A 19,788-nucleotide genomic window follows, 5' to 3' on the forward strand; every position below is an offset into this window, starting at 1 on the left:
GGCCACCACCTCTACACCGGCTCGTGCCTCCTGCCGCCCGCGCGCCCCTGCCCGCGCTGCCTCTACCTCGTCGCCGCAATCCGACGCCCCGCCGTGCCTCATCGCCCAACCCGCCGACTCCGCACGTACTCCACCCGCCGCTGCCTCCTCAGCGCCCTCAAACTCCGGCCGCCCCACCGCCGCGCCCGCCTCAACGAGCACGGCGATGCCCCGATAGGGACCGGCCGGACACCGCCGGTGGGGGCGGACGCAATCCCGTCCGCCCCCACCGGCCCGAGCACCTCGCGCCCACCGCCGCAGTCCCGTGACGCGTGACGGGGTCCGCCCTGCCCCTCAGACGGGCGCGGGAGAAGTCCTCCTGCGCCCCTCCGTGACAGGTCTCCCGCTTCCGACTCACCCGTCACGACGATCATCCGCGCAGGTCAGCGCTCTCTCCATGCCGTCACAACCGTCGTGACGGGCTCGCTCAACCAAGACGGGGTGGCATCGCACATGTCTACGAACAGGGACGACGAGACACAGCCCAGCGAACTGCCGCAACTGCTCTACGCGCTCGGACCGGAACTCCGCCCGGTCGCGCTGAGGCTCGCCCGCGAGGTCGACGAACCCGACCTCGATGCCACCCAGCTCCGGACCCTGCAAACGCTCCTCAAGCACCTCGACCACAACATCTCAACCCGCCTCGCAGCTCTCCCCGAACAGGAATAGCCCGTGACCTCCGATGCACCAGTTCCCGCCAGCGACCAGGCGCCCTCACTCCGCCACTGCGAACAGCTCGGTCTCGAACTCCGCGAGTACCGCGAGCACGCCGGCCTCGACGCCGCGGAAGTCGCCGAGCACCTGTCCTGGCCCCAAACTCGGCTGGACGCCACCGAAGAAGGCACCCGGCGCGTCACCGCGTCCGATCTCAAGGCCCTGCTCAGCCTGTACGAGGTCACCGGCACCGAAGCCAAGCGCCTCCGGGCTCTCCGCGTCCGCGCGAGTAAGGAACCGCCGGCCGCCACCGTTCCCGCCCGCTACCAGCAGTTCCACGAACTCCAGTCCGCCGCCATCGAACAGCGAACCTACGCCCCGACCCTGCTGCCCCCGATCCTGCAAACCGACGACTACGCCACTGCTGTGAACGAACACGGTTCCCGCCCAGACCAGCAGACCACCGCCGACTTGGCGAAGTACCACGTCCAGCAGAGCACCTGGCTCCTGAACCGCGAACAGCCCTTCGAACTACACGTCGTGCTCGGTGAAGCCGCGCTCTACAACGTCGCTGGCAGCAGCCGCACGATGATCAGGCAACTCGACCAGCTCGCCAAACTGGTCAAACTGCCCCACATCCACCTCCAAATCCTGCCCTTCGCCGAGTGCGGCCACGCCACCGCCGAATCCAGCTTCACCCTGCTCACCGGCGACCAGTCCCACCCCTGGCTCTCCACCGACGACCTACTCACCACCACCTGCACCAACGTCCCCTCCGCGGTCATCACCCACCAAGGTGCGTTCGCCACCCTCACCACGCGTGCCCTCAACCGCGACGACAGCCTCGACCGCCTCCACGCCATCCGCCGCAGCCACGCCACCGCCTCCCAACGACGCCCCGATGTCAACACCGAGGTCTGCCGTCGCCTCCGCACCAAGTTCAACCTGACCATCGACGAACTCGCCGCAGCCTTCGACTGCTCCACCGAAACCATCGGTCGACATCTGACCACGTACAAGCCGACCGACACACTTGCTGAGCCGATCCCATACAGCATGCCTTAAGCGTCAGCGATGGGGTCCCCCAGATTCTGCGCAATCCTGTGTTATTTCAGTCTGTTTTCTGCGCACTTGAGTACGCTCGCGCTCTTGCCAAGGTATCCGACGCAAGATCAAACTGCTTGGTCTTGGCATACAGCTTGGACATGTTCATTAAAACGACGTAAATGCCTGTAAAGGACTCGAAATCCTGAAACGCTTGTAGTGCGATCTCATACTGCTCAAGTGCATCCTCATATCGTTGTTGCTGCACGTAGAGATTCCCGAGATTAATCAACATCATTGCACCATTATATGCATCATTAACATCCTTTGCGGCTTTAATGGATTCAAGGATAAGGCGCTCCGCTTCAAGCCAGCCTCCCGTCTGACTTAACGCCGTTCCGAGCTGTCCAAGAGTAGAAGCTTCCGCTCGGCGATCCTCGTTTGCGCGATGATACTCAAGCGCATTCCTGAAGTACGGAATCGACTCTTCGGGCTGACCGGATTCGCGAAGTGTTATCCCAATATTAGTCAACACGTAGCCGGAGTGTCCATAAGTGCCATACTTCTCGATGAGCTTGAACGCTCGCCTAAGGGGACCAATGCTTAGTTCGGCGTCGCCACGCTTCCTAAGTGACTCACTTAGCCCGGTCAGTAATCGGATCTCATGATCGGGCATGTCGCAAGTTCGGGCGATCCGAAGGCCCCTGGTAAACGTCTTGATTGCCTCGTCATACCTTTGGAGAGAATTTTCGGTCAGGCCAACGTTATTCAACGCCGAAGCCAACTTGTCTGCATCCTTAAGCTGCTCTGCTGCCGAGACGGCGAGATTGGAGACATCCAAGCGCATTGCGTGATTATTACCTACCGAAAGAACCGATCCTATTGAAATAGCTAGAGTCCAAGATGTCGCCAGGCGCGACATCTTGGAAGCCAGATGCACACAGGAAATGACCGTGGAGATCTCATGCTGCAGCCACTCATTTGCGGCATTTCGCGTATCAAAATTTGCATCTTTTGAACGCCATTCCGCAGCTGCGACGACCATCTCTTCATAATAATCGAACAGGCGGCCCCTTGCTGCATTGATAGCATTCTCATGCTCTACTTCCACCAGCTTGTCCGCCGCGTAAATTCGGACAAGGTCGTGCAGTCTCCACCGATCAACCGTAGCTCCAGGCTCGAACAGATGCGCGTGTTGCAGGGCTCGAACTAGTCGGCGAGTAGCGACGGGTCGACGCGCAATTAAAGCGGACAGCGACGCCAGTGAAATCTCCTCGCCCGGATGTAAAGATGAGAATCGCAACAGTTGTGCTGCTTCTTGGCCGAGTCGAATGTAGGAGGCTGTCAATGCGACGTTAACCATGAGATCGTGATACTGTAGCGATTCAAGTCGATCCGCCTCCGATGCCAACTCCTCTGCCAGTTCGTGTGGCGAAAGGTTGGGGTCCGAACGGAGAATCGCCGCCGCTATCTGCAGTGCTAACGGCAACTCGCCGCACAACCGAGCGAGGCGGCGGAATTCGCCTATTTCTCCCCTTTGATGAGCGTGCCCTTGCCCTGAGGATAGTTGAATTAGCATCTGGCAAGCTTCGGTGCTCTCCAACTTGCCAATCCGAACGGCCAAACAATTCGACAACCGGCCTTCGAATGTTGATCTTGAAGTGATAATTACTTTGTGTCCACCAATGCGAGGCAGCAGCGACTCGATCTGGTTTACGTCCGATACGTTATCGAATACAAGTAGAACTGCGGCCCCAGATCTGGCCTTGACATCGAGTACCTCATGGTACTTCAATAGCATTGAACTCGGCTCAAGATTCATATCGCGTTCACCTAAAGCGTAAAGAATTCCTGGAATAACAGCACTGGGTTGTACGGCATCCGACACATCCAACGTATAACCACGAAAGTCTACAAAAACCGAGTTTTCGGAATAGTAGCCTCGATCTACCACGCTCTTTGCCATTTGACTCGCAAGTGCCGTCTTTCCCGTGCCTGCTAGACCTGAGATCAAGCTGACAGCGGGACCGTTTCCTTGTGTTTTATTTAGAAATTTGCCGAGCGCGATTATAGCATTTTCACGTCCGAACAGCCTTGTCGAACCTTCTTTTGCGGATTGACGAGTAATACTCTGAATAAAGAGTAAGTCCTGCGAGATATTGTTACTTCTAACCCTCTTCTCGGGGTCGGAATTCGAGATATCTAGGAACTGCTCGCGCACTGCATGCATAGGAGGAGCATCGAGAATGGAAACGATTCGTTCAAGGTGAAGCAATTCGAGTTTCTTTTTAGCCAGTTTAGCCAGTAACTCCCTCTCTTTAAGAGTGACTTCTTGGTTCGTGACAAAAACAAGTCCGACTGCGTCATTCTGGCGCACGCCGGCATCGTCGTCGATTAGTTTTGCCTTTATTTCCACGAAGCTTTTCTGGCCTCGCGGAAAATAGACGGCCATGATCCACAACTCGTTGTTGCGCTTCGCCCGTGCGTCACGTTTCCCGTCGGGGCCTCCAAGTGGGTGACTAGGATCGATGTCCGTGAAACCCCTGGCTGAGCAAAATCTGCACAGCAAGGCGCTCTGATCGTGCTTGCCCGTTAGTCCACTCGCGTAGGCGGTGCCAGGTCTCGTCCCACCTCAAAGACATGCGGTCACCTTACCTCACTCTAAAGCAGGAAACATCTTTAACCTTGAGAAGGTTGGCCGCTGAAACTCTCGTCGCCGCCTTGCGCTGCCTGTACAAGCACGCCCGAAGACGACCGCCTCATCGCCCCCGCCGACAACCTAGCTCCTCTTTGCGCAGTTGGGAGACGGTGTCGTTCAGCTTCGCCAGTGACCATCTTCTGATTTCCGAAGTTGCACCTCGGGCTATCAGAACGTCTTCACTCAGGGATCGGAATTCGTCGACGGCAGTCAACAGATCTCCTGAGCGAACATGTTTGACGGCGACCCAGTATCGGATTCGATAGTCGATCAAGTTCACTCGGAAGTCTCGCTTGTGCCATCGTTGCAGCATTTCAGTTCTAAGCGAAGTAAGCGTCTTTATGGCGTCGTCCGCACTTCCGAGTTCGCCCTCAAGGGAAGAGATCGATTTGCGAAGATAATATAAGTTGCACTCGGGAGTGGAGTGTGATTTGCTATCATTCAATAGTGAATAGGCGAACTGTAATGCACGGGATTGATCCCCGTGGGTTGCCATCAACTCCAGCCAATCGCTACGTGCAGACAAGGCGCGGCCGTGATGTCTCCCATTCGCCAGCTCTGCATCTATTGCGATAGATTCAAGTTCGCATAGGGCATGCTGATAACGTCCAGCGTTGCGAAGTTGACATGCCCGGTGATACTTAAGTGAATTAAATGAGTCTGCCGGCGCGCGTCGTGTGCGCATCCAGACTTCGAATTCGGATAATAGGTCAAGTGCGCGCTCTGGTGTAGCTTGTGTCCCAACATAGTGGGCGTAGCTAAAAAATACGGCATAAGTGAGCCATTCGCTCTCATCAAGATTTTCTAAGCAATCTTCGAACAAGCGTAAGAACAGGCCTGCCGCTTCACGCTGTTCGCCTACTTCACCCATTCTATGGGCGATGCCGCGTCGAATATTCAGCGTTGTCCGATGGAGGGGCCCGATGGCGCGCTCGGCATCCTTGCGTACTTCAATTAGTCGACGTAATGAAAGTCGCATCTGGTCAAATGGGGAGTCCCAGGCGACCAGGGATCTCATCATGACGGTATCCTCGTGATCCCGCCCAAGTTCGTTCGTCATGTCTTCTATGCTCTGGTGGAGGTAGGCTTCAAAAGCCTCCTCCCCATCGTCTTCGAAGATTACATAGCCGCGATTGGCCCGACTCTCGACAAAGGTGGAGGAAGCACGCGCAAATGCCAAGTCGGCTTGTTCAAGTCGCCCCCAATCCCATGCTGCCTGTCCAATATCTTTTAATTCTTGCGGGCTTGCGACTTCGATAAAGGCATGGAATGAACCCGCAGGTATGACCTCTCGTTCGATCGCGTCGATGAGGTAATCAAATGCAATGAAGGTGTCTTTGTCGCTCGGTATCAGAAGGCTACTGGTCGCATGCAGTGGTGTTGTCGCCCAATCGATGGCTTCGGCGACAGACTCCGGGCGTAGTTGGTGCCCGCCTCGGCTGTGCAGGTACTGTTCGTGTGCACGGGTAAGCATTTCCAATGGCAGCGGTCGGTGCATTCCTGCTCGCCGGGCGTCAACCGCGGCGAGAACGAGTGCCGCTCCTCGCGGGTGTGTGCCAGGCGCCCACGCGTCACGCCAGGTGGCGAGAAGTTGTGGGCCAGCGGCAAGGAACTCGGCTACACCGAAATTATTGACATGCTTGAGTGCTTCGGTAATACGAGGGTCCTCGGGTTGGGTTAGCTGCGCTCGTCGTACCTCGTGGCTGCTCCAAGAGCGACGAAGGTCGATCCGGCTGGCGAGACGGAGAACCTCCCAACCTTGCCGGATCGTTTCACGACTCCGCGTGGCATCCGCCATGTTGGCGGAGCCGCCGCAGAAGTAGGAAAATTCCTCCGATCGCATGGTGGCGACGATCTTGTGACACCTTCCTGAAAGGATGCTAGAAATCGCGGCCCCATTGAGGCCGCCCTCGCCTAAGTATCGCTCTATATCGTCAAGCCATAATACCGACCGAGAAGAATCCAATATTGCAGCGATTGCCACTCCTACGGCTTCTCGGTTGCCAGGCACGATCAACCGATGATCTGGTAAAAGTTCATGTATCGCTTCATAGGCGGCCCTTGACTTGCCAGCGGTGGACTCTCCGACTATTAGGACGAAATGATCGTTCTTTATTGTTGATACTAGCGTTTCCATGACATCGCGGCGAACAAATACTGGCACTCGCTCGAACGATTCAATTTGAACGGCCGGATGTACACCTAGCTGAATAGGGTTAGTGAGTTCGCGAACGTACGGTAACCTTCCATGGCGGTCGCATTGCAGGGTGGCCTGACGTGCCTCACGGCGATCGTCTCGACGCTTCATTGCTGCTGTCGCGCGGGCAGTGAAGATGCCAGCCGTGATCGCCCCAAGCGCGGCGATGACAGACGAGAATACGGCAGGCACGGGCAACTTGGCCAAGGCTGCACTAAATGCTACTACGACCAAGGTCATCCCGACCAAGAGCCAAATTAATCCTCGTCGCATCGCTCCTCCTCAACGTGAGAGTGTATGCGACCTGATCGTTGACTCGCAGCTTTGCGTCAGCTGATCGCTTCGACTGAGGCCGGGGTGACCACTAGCTGCGGGGACGGGCTTGGCCAAGTGTTTTCAACAAGGAAGCAGACCAGATTTGCAGTGGCTCGACCGTGGTGCACAAAGGTGGCGCCTTGGTAGGCGCTTCAGTGAAGCTGCGAGAGATTTTCCTGGAGCACACAGTAGTCGACGATATGGACGTTGCGAAATGTCAACCTAGTCGAAATTGAATCGATTCATTAGTGCGACATTCTGGTTTAATATGCCAAAAAGGCCTGGGCGCCCTAGTCTATTCCTGGATGATATCGAGAAAGTTGCGACGTCGATCGCGCTTCTCAGGTGGCTGTTCTGTCAGCTTCTTATAGGCCGATGTTATCGCCACCTGCACGATATCTGCGCGGTCACATTGTGTTCGGTCGACCACGCCGCCCAGTCCCGCCGTGCGCTCGCTGCGCCCTAATCCAGGGTTGCATCGACGTCGTTGATACGCAGGAACGCCCAGGGGGTCTCGAACCGCGGTCGATGCTCGGAGTAATCGCCCTGTACGAGATGAAGACCTGCGCCACGACACCGTCCCACTCAGCTATGCCAGAACGTCGGACGCGGGTAAGCCGCGTCCGGCCACTCTGCCTGCATGGGGCTGACTGACTACACCTGGGCGACCGTCCTGCGCGCGGTCATGACGAAGGGTTAACTGAACGGAAGGTCGGCCATGCATAGATCCAACTTCAGGCCTGACGTCGATGCAACACCGTCATCGAGCAAGCCTGCCGCTACTAGCGGCGCGTCAATTAGTCAAGTTTCAGGCGTTGGTCAGCCACAAGCGTGTGGTTAGTGTGCAAGTCGCCCCTCGGACACACGCATTAACCCTACGGGGCGGGCGGATGGTCACATCGACCATCCGCTCTTTTGCGTAGTAGACCATGTCCAGGCCGAACACCGCGTAGAGCTCTTGGAGCTTGGCCGGGTCAGCACGGTTGAGCTTGCGGCCGACGTCTCCGAGGTAGTCCACCATCGCCTCGACCTCGGCTCTACCGATCGCAGCGCCCGCTGGCAACCGCCTGAAGTCCTCCCGCGCGGCGTCCCGCTCCTCTTGCGCCCGATTGATTGCGTCCACCACAGCCGCCGGACTCGCTCCCGCCTCAATCGCCTGCTGAAGCCTGCTCATCCGCCTCTCAGCGTCCTCAAGCCGTCGACGCACAGCGTCCGCCCTAGACGATTCGTCTGCCTTCGCACCTGCACTGCGCATCATGGTTCGAACAGTGACGTCTCGATTGGACGGAGCGAACGCTGCCCCGATCCATCCGTTGAGCTGATCGATCACCGCCGCCTCTGGCAAATACACGTTCTTCGGATGCTCAGCCAGCACCGGCGAGCCCGGGACGATCGTCCGCGCCGCACACCGGTAGTAGATCCGAGTCTCCCGCGGCGTGCCCTCCATCTTCCGCTCGCAGTATCCGCAACGAACGCGACCGCGCAGCGCATACACCCACTTGGTCTTCCTCGGTCCGCGCTCCAACCTCCGTCGTGCCTTCAATCCGCCCGCTGCCCGCGACCGCCGCAGCAGTTGGACCTCGGTGAAGTCCTCAACGCTCACGATCGCGGGATGAGCCGGCCGCCGCGACCGAACCACCTGTTCCCGCTCAGCCCGCCGAAAGCGGACCACATGTCCAGCCGCGACGTCATCGGGGTCCAACAAAGTCTCGTGCTTTGTCCACCTGCCGAACACCGCGAATCCGGTGTACTTGGGATTCTCCAAAATGGACCGAACCGTGCTGCCCTGCCAACCATCAGCCAACCGGTGCCGGTTCTGATCCGGCCGCCGTGCCGACGGGCACGGAATCCCATCCCGGTTCAGCCCATTCGCAATCGCCCGATCCCCGTTGCCGTCCAAGTACTCAGCGAAGATCCGGCGCACCACCTCAGCCGAATCGTCCTCGACCTCCAGGACCCTCAGCCGGAACCCGACGCCGTCCGCGCGTGCTGGGCGTCCCTGCACACCGACCGCGCCATCGCCTATCGCGCCGCCGCCGGTGTCGAAGAGGCCGCGATGGCCGTGGTGGTCCAGCGGATGGTCGACCCCGTCGTGGCCGGTGTGCTGTTCACCGCCAACCCGATCACCGGGTGCCGCACCGAGATGATCGTCGACGCCGCTCCCGGGCTGGGCACCGCGATCGTCGACGGCACGGTCGTGCCCGACCACTACGTCCTCGGCCACCACTCCCCCGCCGCGGACCAGCGCGGCTGCCTCGACGCGCACCACCTCGAACAACTTCGCGCGGCGGGTCACCGGTTGCAGCGGCACTTCGGCGCGCCGCAGGACATCGAGTGGGCGATCGACGCGGACGGCACGCTGTGGCTGCTCCAGTCGAGGCCGATCACCACCCTGTTCCCGCTGCCACCGGACACCGGCGACACCCGCCTGTACCTCGAATTCGGGCACATCCAGGGAATGTTGCGGCCGTGCACCCCGATGGGCGTGTCGCTGCTCAAGACCGGCGCGGCCGTGTGGTTCGAGGCGCACGGCGTCAGGACCGATCCGGCCGACCCGCTGCCCCGGCTCGTCCCCATCGGCGGACGGCTCTACTTCGACCTGACCGATTTCGTCCGCAGCGGGCTCATGCGGGACCGGCTGCGGACGTCGCTCGAGGTGTACGGGCCGCGGGTGCGGGGCGCCGTCGAGCGCATGCTGGACGATCCGCGCTTCGCGCCACGGCGCGGCCTGCCGTTCCGGCTGGGCAACACGCTCCGGGCCACCGCACTGCTCGCCCCTGGCATGCTCGCCGGTTTCGCCTCCAGCCTCGCCCGCCCGGACGCGGCCCGTGTCCGGGCCTACCGCGCGGTGGAGGAGATCAGGCGCCGGACGGCTCCGCCACCGGAACGGGCCACCGCGGCGGCACGGCTGAAGTGGGTCATCGAAGACTCGCACCAGGCGTTCATGAGCCGCGGCATGCTGGGACTGATGTGGCCGCTGATGGCGGGCATCGCCCTGGGCGCGGTGCCGTCGGCCCTGCTCCAGGACATCGCCTCGGCCGAGGAACTGGACGCCGTTCTCGGCGGCATGCCGCACAACGTGACCACCGAGATGGACCTCGCGCTCTGGCGGCTCGCGGTGAACGCGCGGCCGCACCGCGACCTGATCCTCGGCACCGCGCCGGCGGAACTCGCCGCCCAGTACCGGGCAGGCGAACTGCCGGACATCGGCATGGCCGGCTTCCTGGAGAAGTACGGCATGCGCGCGGCGGCCGAGATCGACGTCGGCATGCCCCGCTGGGAAGAAGACCCGGCACCGCTGTGGGCCACGATCGCCAACTACCTCCGCGTCGAGGATCCCGAGCAGGCGCCCGACCGCCGCTTCCAGCGGGCCGCGGCAAAAGCGGAGGCGACGATCGAGGCGCTGGCCCGGCGCGCGCGCAGCGAGCGGCCCGTCCGCGGCCGCCTCGCGATATTCCTCATGCGCCGCTCCCGGCGCCTCACCGGCCTGCGGGACATCGGCAAGTTCGCCTGGCTGCCGTCGCTGCAGGCGTCCCGGCGCCAACTCCTCCTGGTCGGCGAGGACCTGGCCACCCACGGTCTGCTCGAACGCGCGGACGACATCATGTTCCTGACCCTCGAAGAAGCACGCGCCGCAGTGGAGGACGGGATCGACCACCGGGCTCTGGTCGCCGGGCGGCACGCCACCCACCAGCGGGAGTTGAAGCGGCCCACCGTTCCCAGTGCCCTGCTGTCCGACGGGACCGACGTGGAGGCACTCGCCCCGGCGGGGCCGATCGAGGACGGGGTACTGACCGGGATGGCCGGTGCGGCGGGCCGGGCGACCGGGAAGGCGCGCGTGATCCGCGATCCCGCCGGCGCCCACATCGAACCGGGCGAAATCCTCGTCGCGCCGACCACCGACCCCGGCTGGACCCCGCTGTTCATGACCACCGCCGGCCTGGTGACCGAAACCGGCTCACCGGTGGCGCACGGCCCCACCGTCGCCCGCGAATACGGCATTCCGGCCGTCATCTGCGTGCGCGACGCCACCCGCGCGATCAAAACCGGGCAGCTGATCACCATCGACGGGGGCGCGGGCACCGTCCGGATCGCCCCGGAAGACGGATCCACGAGCGCGGCCTGAGTTCAGCGCTTCCCGTGGAAACCGCGGCGGACCGAGCCCGGCGCCGGAACGACCCGGCCCTGGCACGTCGAGGCCACGGCGGCGGCCCGACACTGACCGACGAAGGCGGTCGCCGGTCACCAGCGGATTCCGACCGTTCTCGCCACCATCCCCTGTGGCGAGAACGGTCAGTTCGCGCAGCGCGGGCAGTAGTGCGGGCCGATGGCGCGATCGTGGCCGCGCCAGCCGTCCTGCCGGACCTCGCCCCACAGCAGCAACCACGCCTCGTGGTGGGCGGTACCCGGCGCCGTCCGGGGGCCGGAAGCTCCGCAGCCGTCGCAGATCAAGCGCAACGCGACGACCTCGTCCACCGGTACCGCCGTCATCGCCGCCCATCCGATCGAGTTCCCCGATACGACCACCGGCGATTCCCAGCACTTCACGCACGGCGCGAACCCATCCTCGCGCGCATTCGCCCGGCCCGACCTGACGATTGCCTGACGATCAGCACGCCGGAACGACTCCTCAAGCGCTGCCGATCGCCGCCAGGGACTTCGCGGGCGCACCGGCGCCGAGCCAGCCCACCAGCCTGCGCACCGCGGCCCGGTCGCCGGTGAAGCGCAAGGTGCGTGCTCGCAGTTCGTCGAGGCACCGGCTGTGGCCGAGCCACACGTTGGCGAGTGCGGTGATCGTGCACTCCACCCGCACCTGCACGGGCAGGGCCGGGGCGGTCCGCTGGGCGCGGGCGCGACCGGGGCCGAGCACCACCCACCACTGCCGCGGGCCGGTTACATCGGAGAACCCGACCTCGATGGCGCCGGGTTCGTGGGGGCCGCCGATGGTCCGGCACAGTTCGGCCAGCAGCAACCGCGGATCGAGATCACCGGCTCGCGGTGGCGGCAGCCAGCGCGAGCCCCACCTGGCCAGTTGCGCCAGCACTGGTTCGAGGTCGCGCCCGGCCTCGGTGAGCCGGTAGTGGAACCGGCCGTGCCGGTCGGCGGTGGCTTCGACCAGGCCCGCGGCGTGCAATCGGCGCATCCGGTGGCCGAGGCTGGACTTGGACACCATCGGCAGTTGATCGGCGAGTTCGTCGAGGCAGCGCTGCCCGGTCAGCAACTCGGTGATGATCAGCGTGGTCCACGCCTCACCCAGCAGATCGGTCGTCCTGGTCGCCGGGTGGTGGGTCGCGGAGCGCTTCACCACCTCATCCTGTCGTGGATTCCCCCGGCGGAACCTGACGACTGCCTGACGATCCGGACGTGGGCTCGTGCTCGGGTACCTGGGTGACCGACGGCGTGGGGTCCGGCATCCGGGTCAGGCTCGGCAGCTTCTCCGGGCGATCCTGCGTACTGACCCCGCATCCGGCGCACGCCAGCACCAGCGCGGCCAGACCGCTGAGCACCAGCTTCTTCATTCCGCCTCCGGGAGTTCGATGGTGAACCTCGCGCCGCCGCCGGGCCGGTCTGCCACCTGGGCGGTGCCGCCGTGCCGGGCGACGTGGTCGGCGACGATCGCCAGCCCGAGCCCGCTGCCGATCTCGTCGCCACGGCCCCGCGCCTGTCCGCGGGTGAACCGCTCGAAAATCCGTGACCGCAGCTCCACCGGCACCCCGGGGCCCTGGTCGTCGACCTCCATTCGCACCTTCCCGTCGTGTGCGGTGACCGCGATGCGCACCGCGCCGCCGGCGTAGCGGTCGGCGTTGTCCAGCAGGTTGCCGACCACCCGGTCCAGCCGCCGCCGATCGGCCAGCACCAGTGCGGGCGCCGCCGCGTCCAGCACATCGGGCTGGTTCCGGTGCTCGAGCACCCGGCGGACCACGTCGCCGAGGTCCACCAGTTCCCAGGATTGCTCGTCGTACTCCTGGCGGCCGCGGGAGATCTCGAGCAGGTCGACCACCATGCGCTGGAACCGGCGGATCTCCGCGACGAGCAGGTCCAGTGCGCGGCGAGCGGGTGCGGGAAGGGCATCACGGCGGCGGTCGAGCACCTCGGCCGCGTTGGCCATGGTGGTCAGCGGGGACCGCAACTCGTGGCTGACGTCCCCGGCGAACCGCGCGTCCTGCTGGACCCGGTGCTCCAGCGCTTCCGCCGTGGCGTTGAAGGTGGCGGCCAGCGGCGCCAGGTCGGGATCGGTCTGGGCGGGCAGGCGGGCGCCGTGGTCGCCGGCTGCGATGCGGGACGCCGCACTGGTCAGCGTGGTCAGCGGGCGCAGCGCCCGCCGGCTGGCCCACCAGCCCAGCCCGCCGCCGAGCAGACCGCCCGCCACCGTCGCCGCGCTCAGCACCACGCTCAGGAACCGCATCGTGCGGTCCAGCTCCACCAGCGGGAACAACTCGACGTAGAAGCCTCCCTCGGACACCACCGGCAGCACCACCGCGAGCACCGGGATACCGCCCACGGCCAAGCGCTGGCGGGCCGGTTCCCCCGCCCTGCCGAGGTCCACCAGTTCGCCGGGCAGGGTCTGCGGTGGGACCTGCCTGCCGCTGGTCAGCCACCGGCCCGGCTGGTAGACCAGGATCGACGAGTCCGGCCCGGTGGTCAGCCCGGTCAGCAACTCGTCCAGGCCGGGCGATCGATCGCGGATCGCGGCGTCGACCAGCCGCACGTTGAGCTGCGCCTGCCGCACCGCGGCCTGTTCGCGCTGGTCGAGCAGGTAGCTGGTGGCCAGGTTCCAGGTGGTCACCGCGAGCACGCTGACGATCAGCAGCGAGCCGACGCCCAGCGCGGCGGTCACCCGCCACCGCAACGACCACCGCCTGCTCATCCGCCGTCCCGGTGCACCCGGTAGCCGACGCCGCGCACGGTGAGCACCAGCGCGGGTTCGTCGGGATCGAGTTCCACCTTGCGGCGCAACCGGCGGATGTGCACGTCCAGCAGGCGGGTGTCGCCGAAGTAGTCGTAGCCCCAGACCCGCTGGAGCAACTGCTCCCTGCTCACCACATCCCCGCCGGCCGCGGCGAGTTCGGACAGCAAGCGGAACTCGGTCCTGGTCAGGTGCAGCGATTCCCCGTCCCGATCGACCTCGCCGGTGTTCGGGTGGATCCGCAGCGCGCCGGCGACGAGTTCCGTGCGGCCGGGACCGCGGCGCCGCAGCAGGGCCCGGATGCGGGCGGCCAGCTCGCCGGCGATCAGCGGTTTGGTCACGTAGTCGTCCGCACCCGCCTCCAGGCCGTCGATCACGTCGCGGGTGTCGGTGCGGGCGGTGACCATGATGATCGGCAGGTCACCGCGCGAGCGCAGGGACCGGCACACCGCCATGCCGTCGATGCCGGGCAGCATCAGGTCCAGCAGGACCACGTCGATCGGCGTGGACTCGACCACCGACAGCGCCTGCTCCCCCGAAACCGCCTCGACCACGTCGAAACCGTGGTCCGACAGGGAAAGCCCGAGCGCCTCCCGGATGTGTTCGTCGTCCTCGACCAGCAGTACCGCCGTCATGAACCAGCCCGCGCCAGCGTCATCGTCCACCTCCGGCGGCCGATTATCACACGCCATCACGCACCACCGGGCGTGCCGGTGGGCCCCCGCGCCGACGCGCGGCGATCATGATGTCCATCGCCACCTCGGGCCGACGGCACCGGACTTCGGCACCGTGCGGCCGAACTCGGTGGCGAGTTCGCGGATCACCTCGCTCACCGCCGTTTTCCGATCCGAACTGACGATCGCCTTCCTGCGCGGTGAGGAGAAAGCCACGGCGAAATGTCAGGAGAGCGCAATATTCCTTCCCCGGGCGCGTTCCCGGCTCGCTGCTACCGTCGCGCACGGAAAGAGTTCAGCGGAAAGGGCGTTCATGCGCGGGATGCGTGTCCTCGCCTCAACAGGGGCGTGCGCGTTGGTGCTCAGTGGCTGTGGCGCACCACAACCGGTGCCACCGGAAGCGCCGCCGGCCCCGCACACGACAACGGTGACGGCAAGTGGCCTGCCCGCGTGTCAGGCCGCGCACCTGTCCGGGCGGCTCCGGCCCGGCTCTCCCGAGGTCGGCCACCGCCGGGCCACCCTCGAGGTGACGAACCGCGGCGACTCCACCTGCGTGATCAACGGATACGGCGATCTGCGCCTGCTCGGCGCCGACGCCCGGACAGTGCCCACCGACGCCTGGCGCCGGGCACACCCGGCAGCCACCGAGGTGGTGCTCGCCCCGGGGGACCTGGCGGTCCGGGAACTGCGCTGGTCGGCGAACCCGGACGAAGGCGAACCGGCCGGCGGGCCATGCCGGCCCGAAGCCGTCCGACTGGAGATCACGCCGCCGGACCAAGCGGAAAGCTTCGGCGTGCCGTGGACGCTGGGCCCGGTCTGCCGCGGCGGCTGGATCAGCGGCGGCGCTTTCACCGGAAGCACTCCCAACGCACACCGGTAGCTGGGCAGCAGTCCCATCAGCACCGTGGCCGTGCCCATGCCCAGGAAGGTGAGCCGCAGCGCCCGGCGCCGCCCGTAGCGGTCGCCGATCCACCCGAACAGCATCGCACCGATCGGTCCCATCAGAAAGCCGGCGCCGAAGGTGGCCAACCCCATGAAGGCCGCGAACCAGGCGTCGTCTGCCAGGAAGAAGGTGTCGGTGAAGACCAGAGCTGTTGCCGTGCCGTAGATCGCGAAGTCGTAGAACCCGAGGGAAGTGCCCACACCGCTGGCGAAGGCGACCCGCCGCAAACTGGTTTTGCGTTCTGGAGCGACGTTACTCATAGTCCCCGAGCTGCGTGAGGAAATCCCCTACGGTTCGCAACGGTCATTCCACTGAGCCGTTGTCCGTGGCGGTGAACGCGAACAGCAGTCCGCAGCGTGCGGCCGACCCGATTCTCGGCAGGAACCGGTTTCGTACCAGCAGCTTCACCGGCCCCCGAAACCGCCGCCGCCCCGTCGGGCAGCGGCGGTGTTCTCGCTGTCCGGGTTGGGCCGCCTGGTCAGGACAGCGCGCATTCCGCGCCACGGGCCAGTTCGACGTCTTCGCGGGTGAACACGATGAGGGTCACCACCGCGGCATCCGGCGAGTTGAGGAAACGGTCGCCGTCTCCGTGGTCGTCGGCTGTGGTCACGCCTAGCACGCCCAGGCCGCGGATCACGTCGTGCACCACTTCCGGCTGGTATTCGGCTACGCCACCGGTGAAGACCAGCGCGTCCAGCCGGTCCAGGCTCATCGCCGCCGCGCCGATCTCCCGCCGGAGCCGGTGCAGGTAGACGTCGTAGGCCAGCTTCGCGTCCGGCTCCCCTGCCTCGCGGGCTGCCAGCACCTCGCGCAGATCGCCGGTGGTGCCGCTCATCCCGGCCAGGCCGGACCGGTGGACCAGCGCATCGGTCATCTCCGCCGGCGTCATCGGCCCGGTCTCCATCACGTACAGCAGCAATCCGGGGTCCACCGAACCCGACCGGGTGGCCATCGCGGGCCCCTCCAGCGGGGTGAAGCCCATGCTGGTGTCCACGCTCCGCCCGTCGCGCACCGCGGTGACCGAGACCCCGGCACCGAGGTGGCAGCACACCAGGCGAAGCTCGTCACCGCCGAGCAGTTCCGACGCGCGCCGCACGGTGTACTGATAGGACAGACCGTGGAAACCGTAGCGCCGCAACCTTCCTTGCGACGTCCAGGCTTTCGGCAAGGCGTAGTGCGCGGCCGCCTCGGGCAAGCCGGTGTGGAAGGTGGTGTCGAAGCACGCCACCACCGGCAGGTCCGGGCGCAGCCCCCGCACGACGCGGACGACGTCGAGGGACAGCGGCTGGTGCAGTGGCGCCAGCGGGGTCAGCCGGTCGAGGTCGGCCAGCACGATATCGTCCACAATGGCCGGTGCGGTCCGGCCACCGCCGTGCACGAAGCGCACAGCCACCGCGTCCGGCTCGGGCCAGCGGCGCAACGCGTCGCCGACCATCCACGAGTCGGTGGCCGGGTCGGCCGTCTCCCAGGCCGCCCAGCCCTTGGCTACTCCATTGTGGACCATCGCGGCCTTGAGGCTGGACGATCCGGGGTTCAGGGTCAGTACCCGCATGGTCAGCTCCTCACCGCCCGCAGCAACGGGTCCGGCGCCCGCCGGGGTTCGATGCGGACCCGCACATCCAGCGCCAGGCAACGACTTCCCGACACGGTGACCGGGTTCAGGTCCAGTTCGGTGATTTCCGGGACCAGCGTGGCGAGCGCGCTGACCCGCAGCAGCACCTCGCGCACGCCCTCCCGGGCCAGGCCCGACGCCCACAGCGCTGTCGACGAGCGCAGGGAGTCCAGCAGCAGCCCGGCGTCGGTGTCGGTCAGCGAGGCCAGGCGCGCGGCCCGGTCGGCGACCAGGTCGGTGTCGACGCCGCCGAGCCCGAACACGACCAGCGGGCCGAACACCTCGTCCGACCGCACGCCGATCAGCAGTTCGCGGCCGGGCGGGATCATCGGCTGCAGGACCACCCCGCGCAGCGCGGCGCCGAAGCGTTCCCGCAGCAGGCGAAGCGCCGAGCACAGGCCGGCCAGGTCTTCGATGCCGGTGATCACCCCGCCCCCGGCGCTCTTGTGCAGCAGGCCGATGGCGTCCGCCTTGAGCACCGCCGGGCCGCCGACCTGGTCGAACTCCGCGAGCACCGCCTCGTCGGTGGTCGCGTACCTGGTGTCCACCAGTGGGATGCGGGCCAGCCGCAGCAGCCGTGCGGCCGCATCGGGCGGCAACCAGCCACCACCGGCCGCCAAAGCACCACGGACCAGGTCGCGCACGGCGTCGGCGTCGATGTCGTCGAAGTGGTGGACCTGACCTTCGGGGCGCCTGCGCCACGCAGCGTAAGCCGACAGCCTGCCCAGCACCGCGGCCGCGCCACCGGGGTCGTCGTAGCTCGCGGTCACCGCGCCCGCGTCCGGAGCGTTGAGCGGCGTGACCCGTTCGGCCTGACCGGGCCGCACGGCGAGCACCGGTTTGGCGGACTCGCGCACCACGACGGCCAGTCCGTCGGCCGGGTCGCTGACCGCGGTGGGCACGGTGATCGCGATGACGGCGTCGATCCGGTCGTCGGCCAACACCGCCCGGAGGGCCTCGACGAAGATCCCCGGGGGCACGGCCGCGGTCGTGTCGAGCGGGTTGGCCACCCCCGCGCTGGCGGGCAGGAGCGCGCGGAGCCGCTGGACGGTGCCCGGGGACAGCTCCGGAACGGCCAGCGACCACCGTTCGCAGGCGTCCGCGGCCAGCACCCCCGCGCCACCGGCGTTGCTCACCACCGCCACCCGCGAACCGGCGGGCAGCGGTTGCCAGGACAGCGCCGCGATCACTTCGAGAAGTTCCGCCACGGAGTCGACCGCGATCACGCCGGCCTGCTCGTAGAGCGCGTCACGGGTGACCGCGGGCGTGGCCGCCGCGGCGGTGTGCGACGCGGCTGCCGCCTGCGCGACGTCACCGGTGCCGCTGCGCACGGCCAGCAGCGGCTTCTCGCGCGCCAGCGTCCGGGCCAGGCTGCTGAACTTGGCCGGGTTCCCGAAGGACTCCAGGTAGAGCACGGCGATCCGGGTGGTCTCGTCGGCCAGCCACCACAGCAGGAGGTCGTTGCCGCTGACGTCGTACTTGTCGCCGGTCGAGACCAGGTTCGACAGCCCGAGGCCGAGCTGGGCCAGCCCGTCGGCGAGCGCGATGCCGACGCCACCGGACTGGGTGACCACGCCGACCTCGCCCACCGGAACCGGGTCGCGCAGGAAGGTCGCGTTGAGGAGGTGGCCCGGTTCGGTGGTCGCCACGCCGAGGCAGTTGGGCCCGACCATCCGCATGCCGTACCGGCGGACCGCGTCGAGCAACTCCCGGCCGGCCGCGGTTCCGGTCAGTCCGGCCGAGATGACCACCACGGCGCGCACACCGCGTTCGCCGCATTCGCGGACCACGTCGGCGCAGCGTTCCGCGGGCACGCACAGCACAGCGAGTTCGGGCACCTCCGGCAGATCGCCGAGTGAAGCGGCACAGGGCACCCCGGCGATCCGGTCACCGGCTTTCGGGTTGATCGCGGTGAGCGTGCCGGCGAAGCCGCCGAGCACGTTGCGCAGGAGTTCGTGGCCCAGGGTGCCCGGACGCCGTCCCGCCCCGATCACCGCGACCGAGGACGGCCGGAGCACGGGCACCAGGCTCGCCGTGTCGGCCACCAGTTCCCGGTGCAGCACGGCGTCGGCGTAGCGGCCGTCGTCGGCCAGCGACAGCACGACGTCCCGCTCGGGGCCGCCGGGGCTGAACCGGACCGGCAGTCCGAGGCCGGTCAGCACCCGGATCACCGGCGTGTTCTCGGCGAGCACCTCGGCGACGAACCGCCGCACACCCTGCTCCTTCGCCGCCGAGACCAGGTACTCCAGCAACAGGGTGGCGACCCCGTGTGCCTGGGCCGCGCCGTCGACGGCCAGCGCGATCTCCGCGTCACCCGCCTCGGCCACGGCCTCGTAGTACGCGACCCCGATCAGCCGGCTGTCCCGGTAAGCGCCGATGGCGGTGTGCCGGGGACCGGGTTCGGCCGCGATCCGCGCGGCCAGCCGGTCGAGGTGCGCCGGTTCCGGCCCGAAGTACCGGAAGTACTTGTCCCGGGCGGACAACCGCCGGTGCAGGTCGAACACGTCGTCGGCGTCATTGGGGCTCAGCGGCCGGATGGTGATCACTTCGCCGTCGGCCAGCGGTGCCCGCACGCCGGTGTCCCACGTGGTCATCTCAGCTCCTCGCGCCCTCGAACCGCGGTCGGCTCAAGGAGACCGCCCACCGGCGAACCGGCGCCGCAGGCCAACTGCTCGAACCGGGAGGACCTTGGTCACCGGTGCGAC

The 19,788-nt window shown here is 65.8% G+C and carries 14 protein-coding genes; 4 read left to right on the forward strand and 10 right to left on the reverse strand.

All coding sequences use genetic code 11. From position 1 onward, the window contains the following. The first annotated feature begins 492 nt into the window (after nucleotides 1–492). Nucleotides 493–708, forward strand: coding sequence for a hypothetical protein (locus tag JYK18_RS36170; protein ID WP_206807900.1), 216 nt, complete (start codon nucleotides 493–495; stop codon nucleotides 706–708). Nucleotides 709–711: 3 nt separating this feature from the next. Beyond that, a complete protein-coding gene (locus JYK18_RS36175; RefSeq protein WP_206807901.1) occupies nucleotides 712–1,758 on the forward strand; it encodes a Scr1 family TA system antitoxin-like transcriptional regulator in 1,047 nt (348 codons plus the stop codon). Nucleotides 1,759–1,804: 46 nt separating this feature from the next. On the opposite strand, the gene JYK18_RS36180 is transcribed toward JYK18_RS36175, so the two are convergent. The 3 genes from JYK18_RS36180 to JYK18_RS36190 form a co-directional block, all read right to left on the reverse strand. Next, a complete protein-coding gene (locus tag JYK18_RS36180; RefSeq protein ID WP_206807902.1) occupies nucleotides 1,805–4,189 on the reverse strand; it encodes a tetratricopeptide repeat protein in 2,385 nt (794 codons plus the stop codon). Nucleotides 4,190–4,496: 307 nt separating this feature from the next. Then, nucleotides 4,497–6,839 carry a hypothetical protein gene (locus JYK18_RS36185; RefSeq protein ID WP_206807903.1) on the reverse strand — a complete coding sequence of 781 codons (2,343 nt, stop codon included), beginning with the start codon at nucleotides 6,837–6,839 and terminating at the stop codon, nucleotides 4,497–4,499. Nucleotides 6,840–7,755: 916 nt separating this feature from the next. Next, nucleotides 7,756–8,874 (reverse strand): recombinase family protein, encoded by a 1,119-nt coding sequence (locus JYK18_RS36190; RefSeq protein WP_307796204.1) that lies wholly within the window; start codon nucleotides 8,872–8,874, stop codon nucleotides 7,756–7,758. Between JYK18_RS36190 and JYK18_RS48135 the strand changes: the two genes are divergently transcribed. Beyond that, nucleotides 8,755–11,073, forward strand: a complete 2,319-nt coding sequence (locus JYK18_RS48135; protein WP_307796205.1) for a PEP/pyruvate-binding domain-containing protein — start codon at nucleotides 8,755–8,757, stop codon at nucleotides 11,071–11,073. The two genes, JYK18_RS36190 and JYK18_RS48135, sit on opposite strands and share 120 nt — an antisense overlap. Nucleotides 11,074–11,240: 167 nt before the next feature. On the opposite strand, the gene JYK18_RS36200 is transcribed toward JYK18_RS48135, so the two are convergent. The 5 genes from JYK18_RS36200 to JYK18_RS36220 form a co-directional block, all read right to left on the reverse strand. Continuing rightward, nucleotides 11,241–11,438 carry a hypothetical protein gene (locus JYK18_RS36200; RefSeq protein ID WP_206807904.1) on the reverse strand — a complete coding sequence of 66 codons (198 nt, stop codon included), beginning with the start codon at nucleotides 11,436–11,438 and terminating at the stop codon, nucleotides 11,241–11,243. Nucleotides 11,439–11,577: 139 nt separating this feature from the next. Continuing rightward, a complete protein-coding gene (locus tag JYK18_RS36205) occupies nucleotides 11,578–12,252 on the reverse strand; it encodes a helix-turn-helix domain-containing protein (RefSeq protein WP_206807905.1) in 675 nt (224 codons plus the stop codon). Nucleotides 12,253–12,256: 4 nt separating this feature from the next. Next, nucleotides 12,257–12,466, reverse strand: a complete 210-nt coding sequence (locus JYK18_RS36210; RefSeq protein ID WP_206807906.1) for a hypothetical protein — start codon at nucleotides 12,464–12,466, stop codon at nucleotides 12,257–12,259. Further along, nucleotides 12,463–13,815 carry a cell wall metabolism sensor histidine kinase WalK gene (locus JYK18_RS36215; RefSeq protein ID WP_206807907.1) on the reverse strand — a complete coding sequence of 451 codons (1,353 nt, stop codon included), beginning with the start codon at nucleotides 13,813–13,815 and terminating at the stop codon, nucleotides 12,463–12,465. Before JYK18_RS36215 ends, JYK18_RS36210 begins: the two co-directional genes overlap by 4 nt. After that, complete coding sequence (locus JYK18_RS36220) at nucleotides 13,812–14,489, reverse strand: response regulator transcription factor (protein WP_206807908.1); 678 nt, start codon at nucleotides 14,487–14,489, stop codon at nucleotides 13,812–13,814. The genes JYK18_RS36215 and JYK18_RS36220 overlap by 4 nt, the downstream gene beginning before the upstream one ends. Before the next feature lie 466 nt (nucleotides 14,490–14,955). Here JYK18_RS36220 and JYK18_RS36225 point away from each other — a divergent pair, with 466 nt between their 5' ends. Continuing rightward, the gene (locus tag JYK18_RS36225) at nucleotides 14,956–15,408 is read left to right on the forward strand and encodes a DUF4232 domain-containing protein (RefSeq protein ID WP_206807909.1); all 453 of its coding nucleotides are present in this window, start codon (nucleotides 14,956–14,958) and stop codon (nucleotides 15,406–15,408) included. Between the two features lie 541 nt (nucleotides 15,409–15,949). Here the strand turns inward: JYK18_RS36225 and JYK18_RS36230 are convergent. Beyond that, nucleotides 15,950–17,023, reverse strand: coding sequence for an acetate/propionate family kinase (locus JYK18_RS36230; protein ID WP_206807910.1), 1,074 nt, complete (start codon nucleotides 17,021–17,023; stop codon nucleotides 15,950–15,952). Between the two features lie 2 nt (nucleotides 17,024–17,025). Beyond that, nucleotides 17,026–19,677: a GNAT family N-acetyltransferase gene (locus JYK18_RS36235; protein WP_206807911.1), complete on the reverse strand. Its 2,652-nt coding sequence runs from the start codon at nucleotides 19,675–19,677 to the stop codon at nucleotides 17,026–17,028. Between the last annotated feature and the right edge of the window lie 111 nt (nucleotides 19,678–19,788).

The organism is Amycolatopsis sp. 195334CR (assembly GCF_017309385.1).
In the GTDB taxonomy this organism is placed as follows: domain Bacteria; phylum Actinomycetota; class Actinomycetes; order Mycobacteriales; family Pseudonocardiaceae; genus Amycolatopsis.

Coding starts and splice junctions, on each gene's coding strand:
- JYK18_RS36170 (WP_206807900.1), top strand. CDS start 493: ATGTCTACGAACAGGGACGACGAGACACAGCCCAGCGAACTGCCGCAA.
- JYK18_RS36220 (WP_206807908.1), bottom strand. CDS start 14,489: ATGACGGCGGTACTGCTGGTCGAGGACGACGAACACATCCGGGAGGCG.
- JYK18_RS36210 (WP_206807906.1), bottom strand. CDS start 12,466: ATGAAGAAGCTGGTGCTCAGCGGTCTGGCCGCGCTGGTGCTGGCGTGC.
- JYK18_RS36230 (WP_206807910.1), bottom strand. CDS start 17,023: ATGCGGGTACTGACCCTGAACCCCGGATCGTCCAGCCTCAAGGCCGCG.
- JYK18_RS36200 (WP_206807904.1), bottom strand. CDS start 11,438: ATGACGGCGGTACCGGTGGACGAGGTCGTCGCGTTGCGCTTGATCTGC.
- JYK18_RS36215 (WP_206807907.1), bottom strand. CDS start 13,815: ATGAGCAGGCGGTGGTCGTTGCGGTGGCGGGTGACCGCCGCGCTGGGC.
- JYK18_RS36180 (WP_206807902.1), bottom strand. CDS start 4,189: ATGGCCGTCTATTTTCCGCGAGGCCAGAAAAGCTTCGTGGAAATAAAG.
- JYK18_RS36235 (WP_206807911.1), bottom strand. CDS start 19,677: ATGACCACGTGGGACACCGGCGTGCGGGCACCGCTGGCCGACGGCGAA.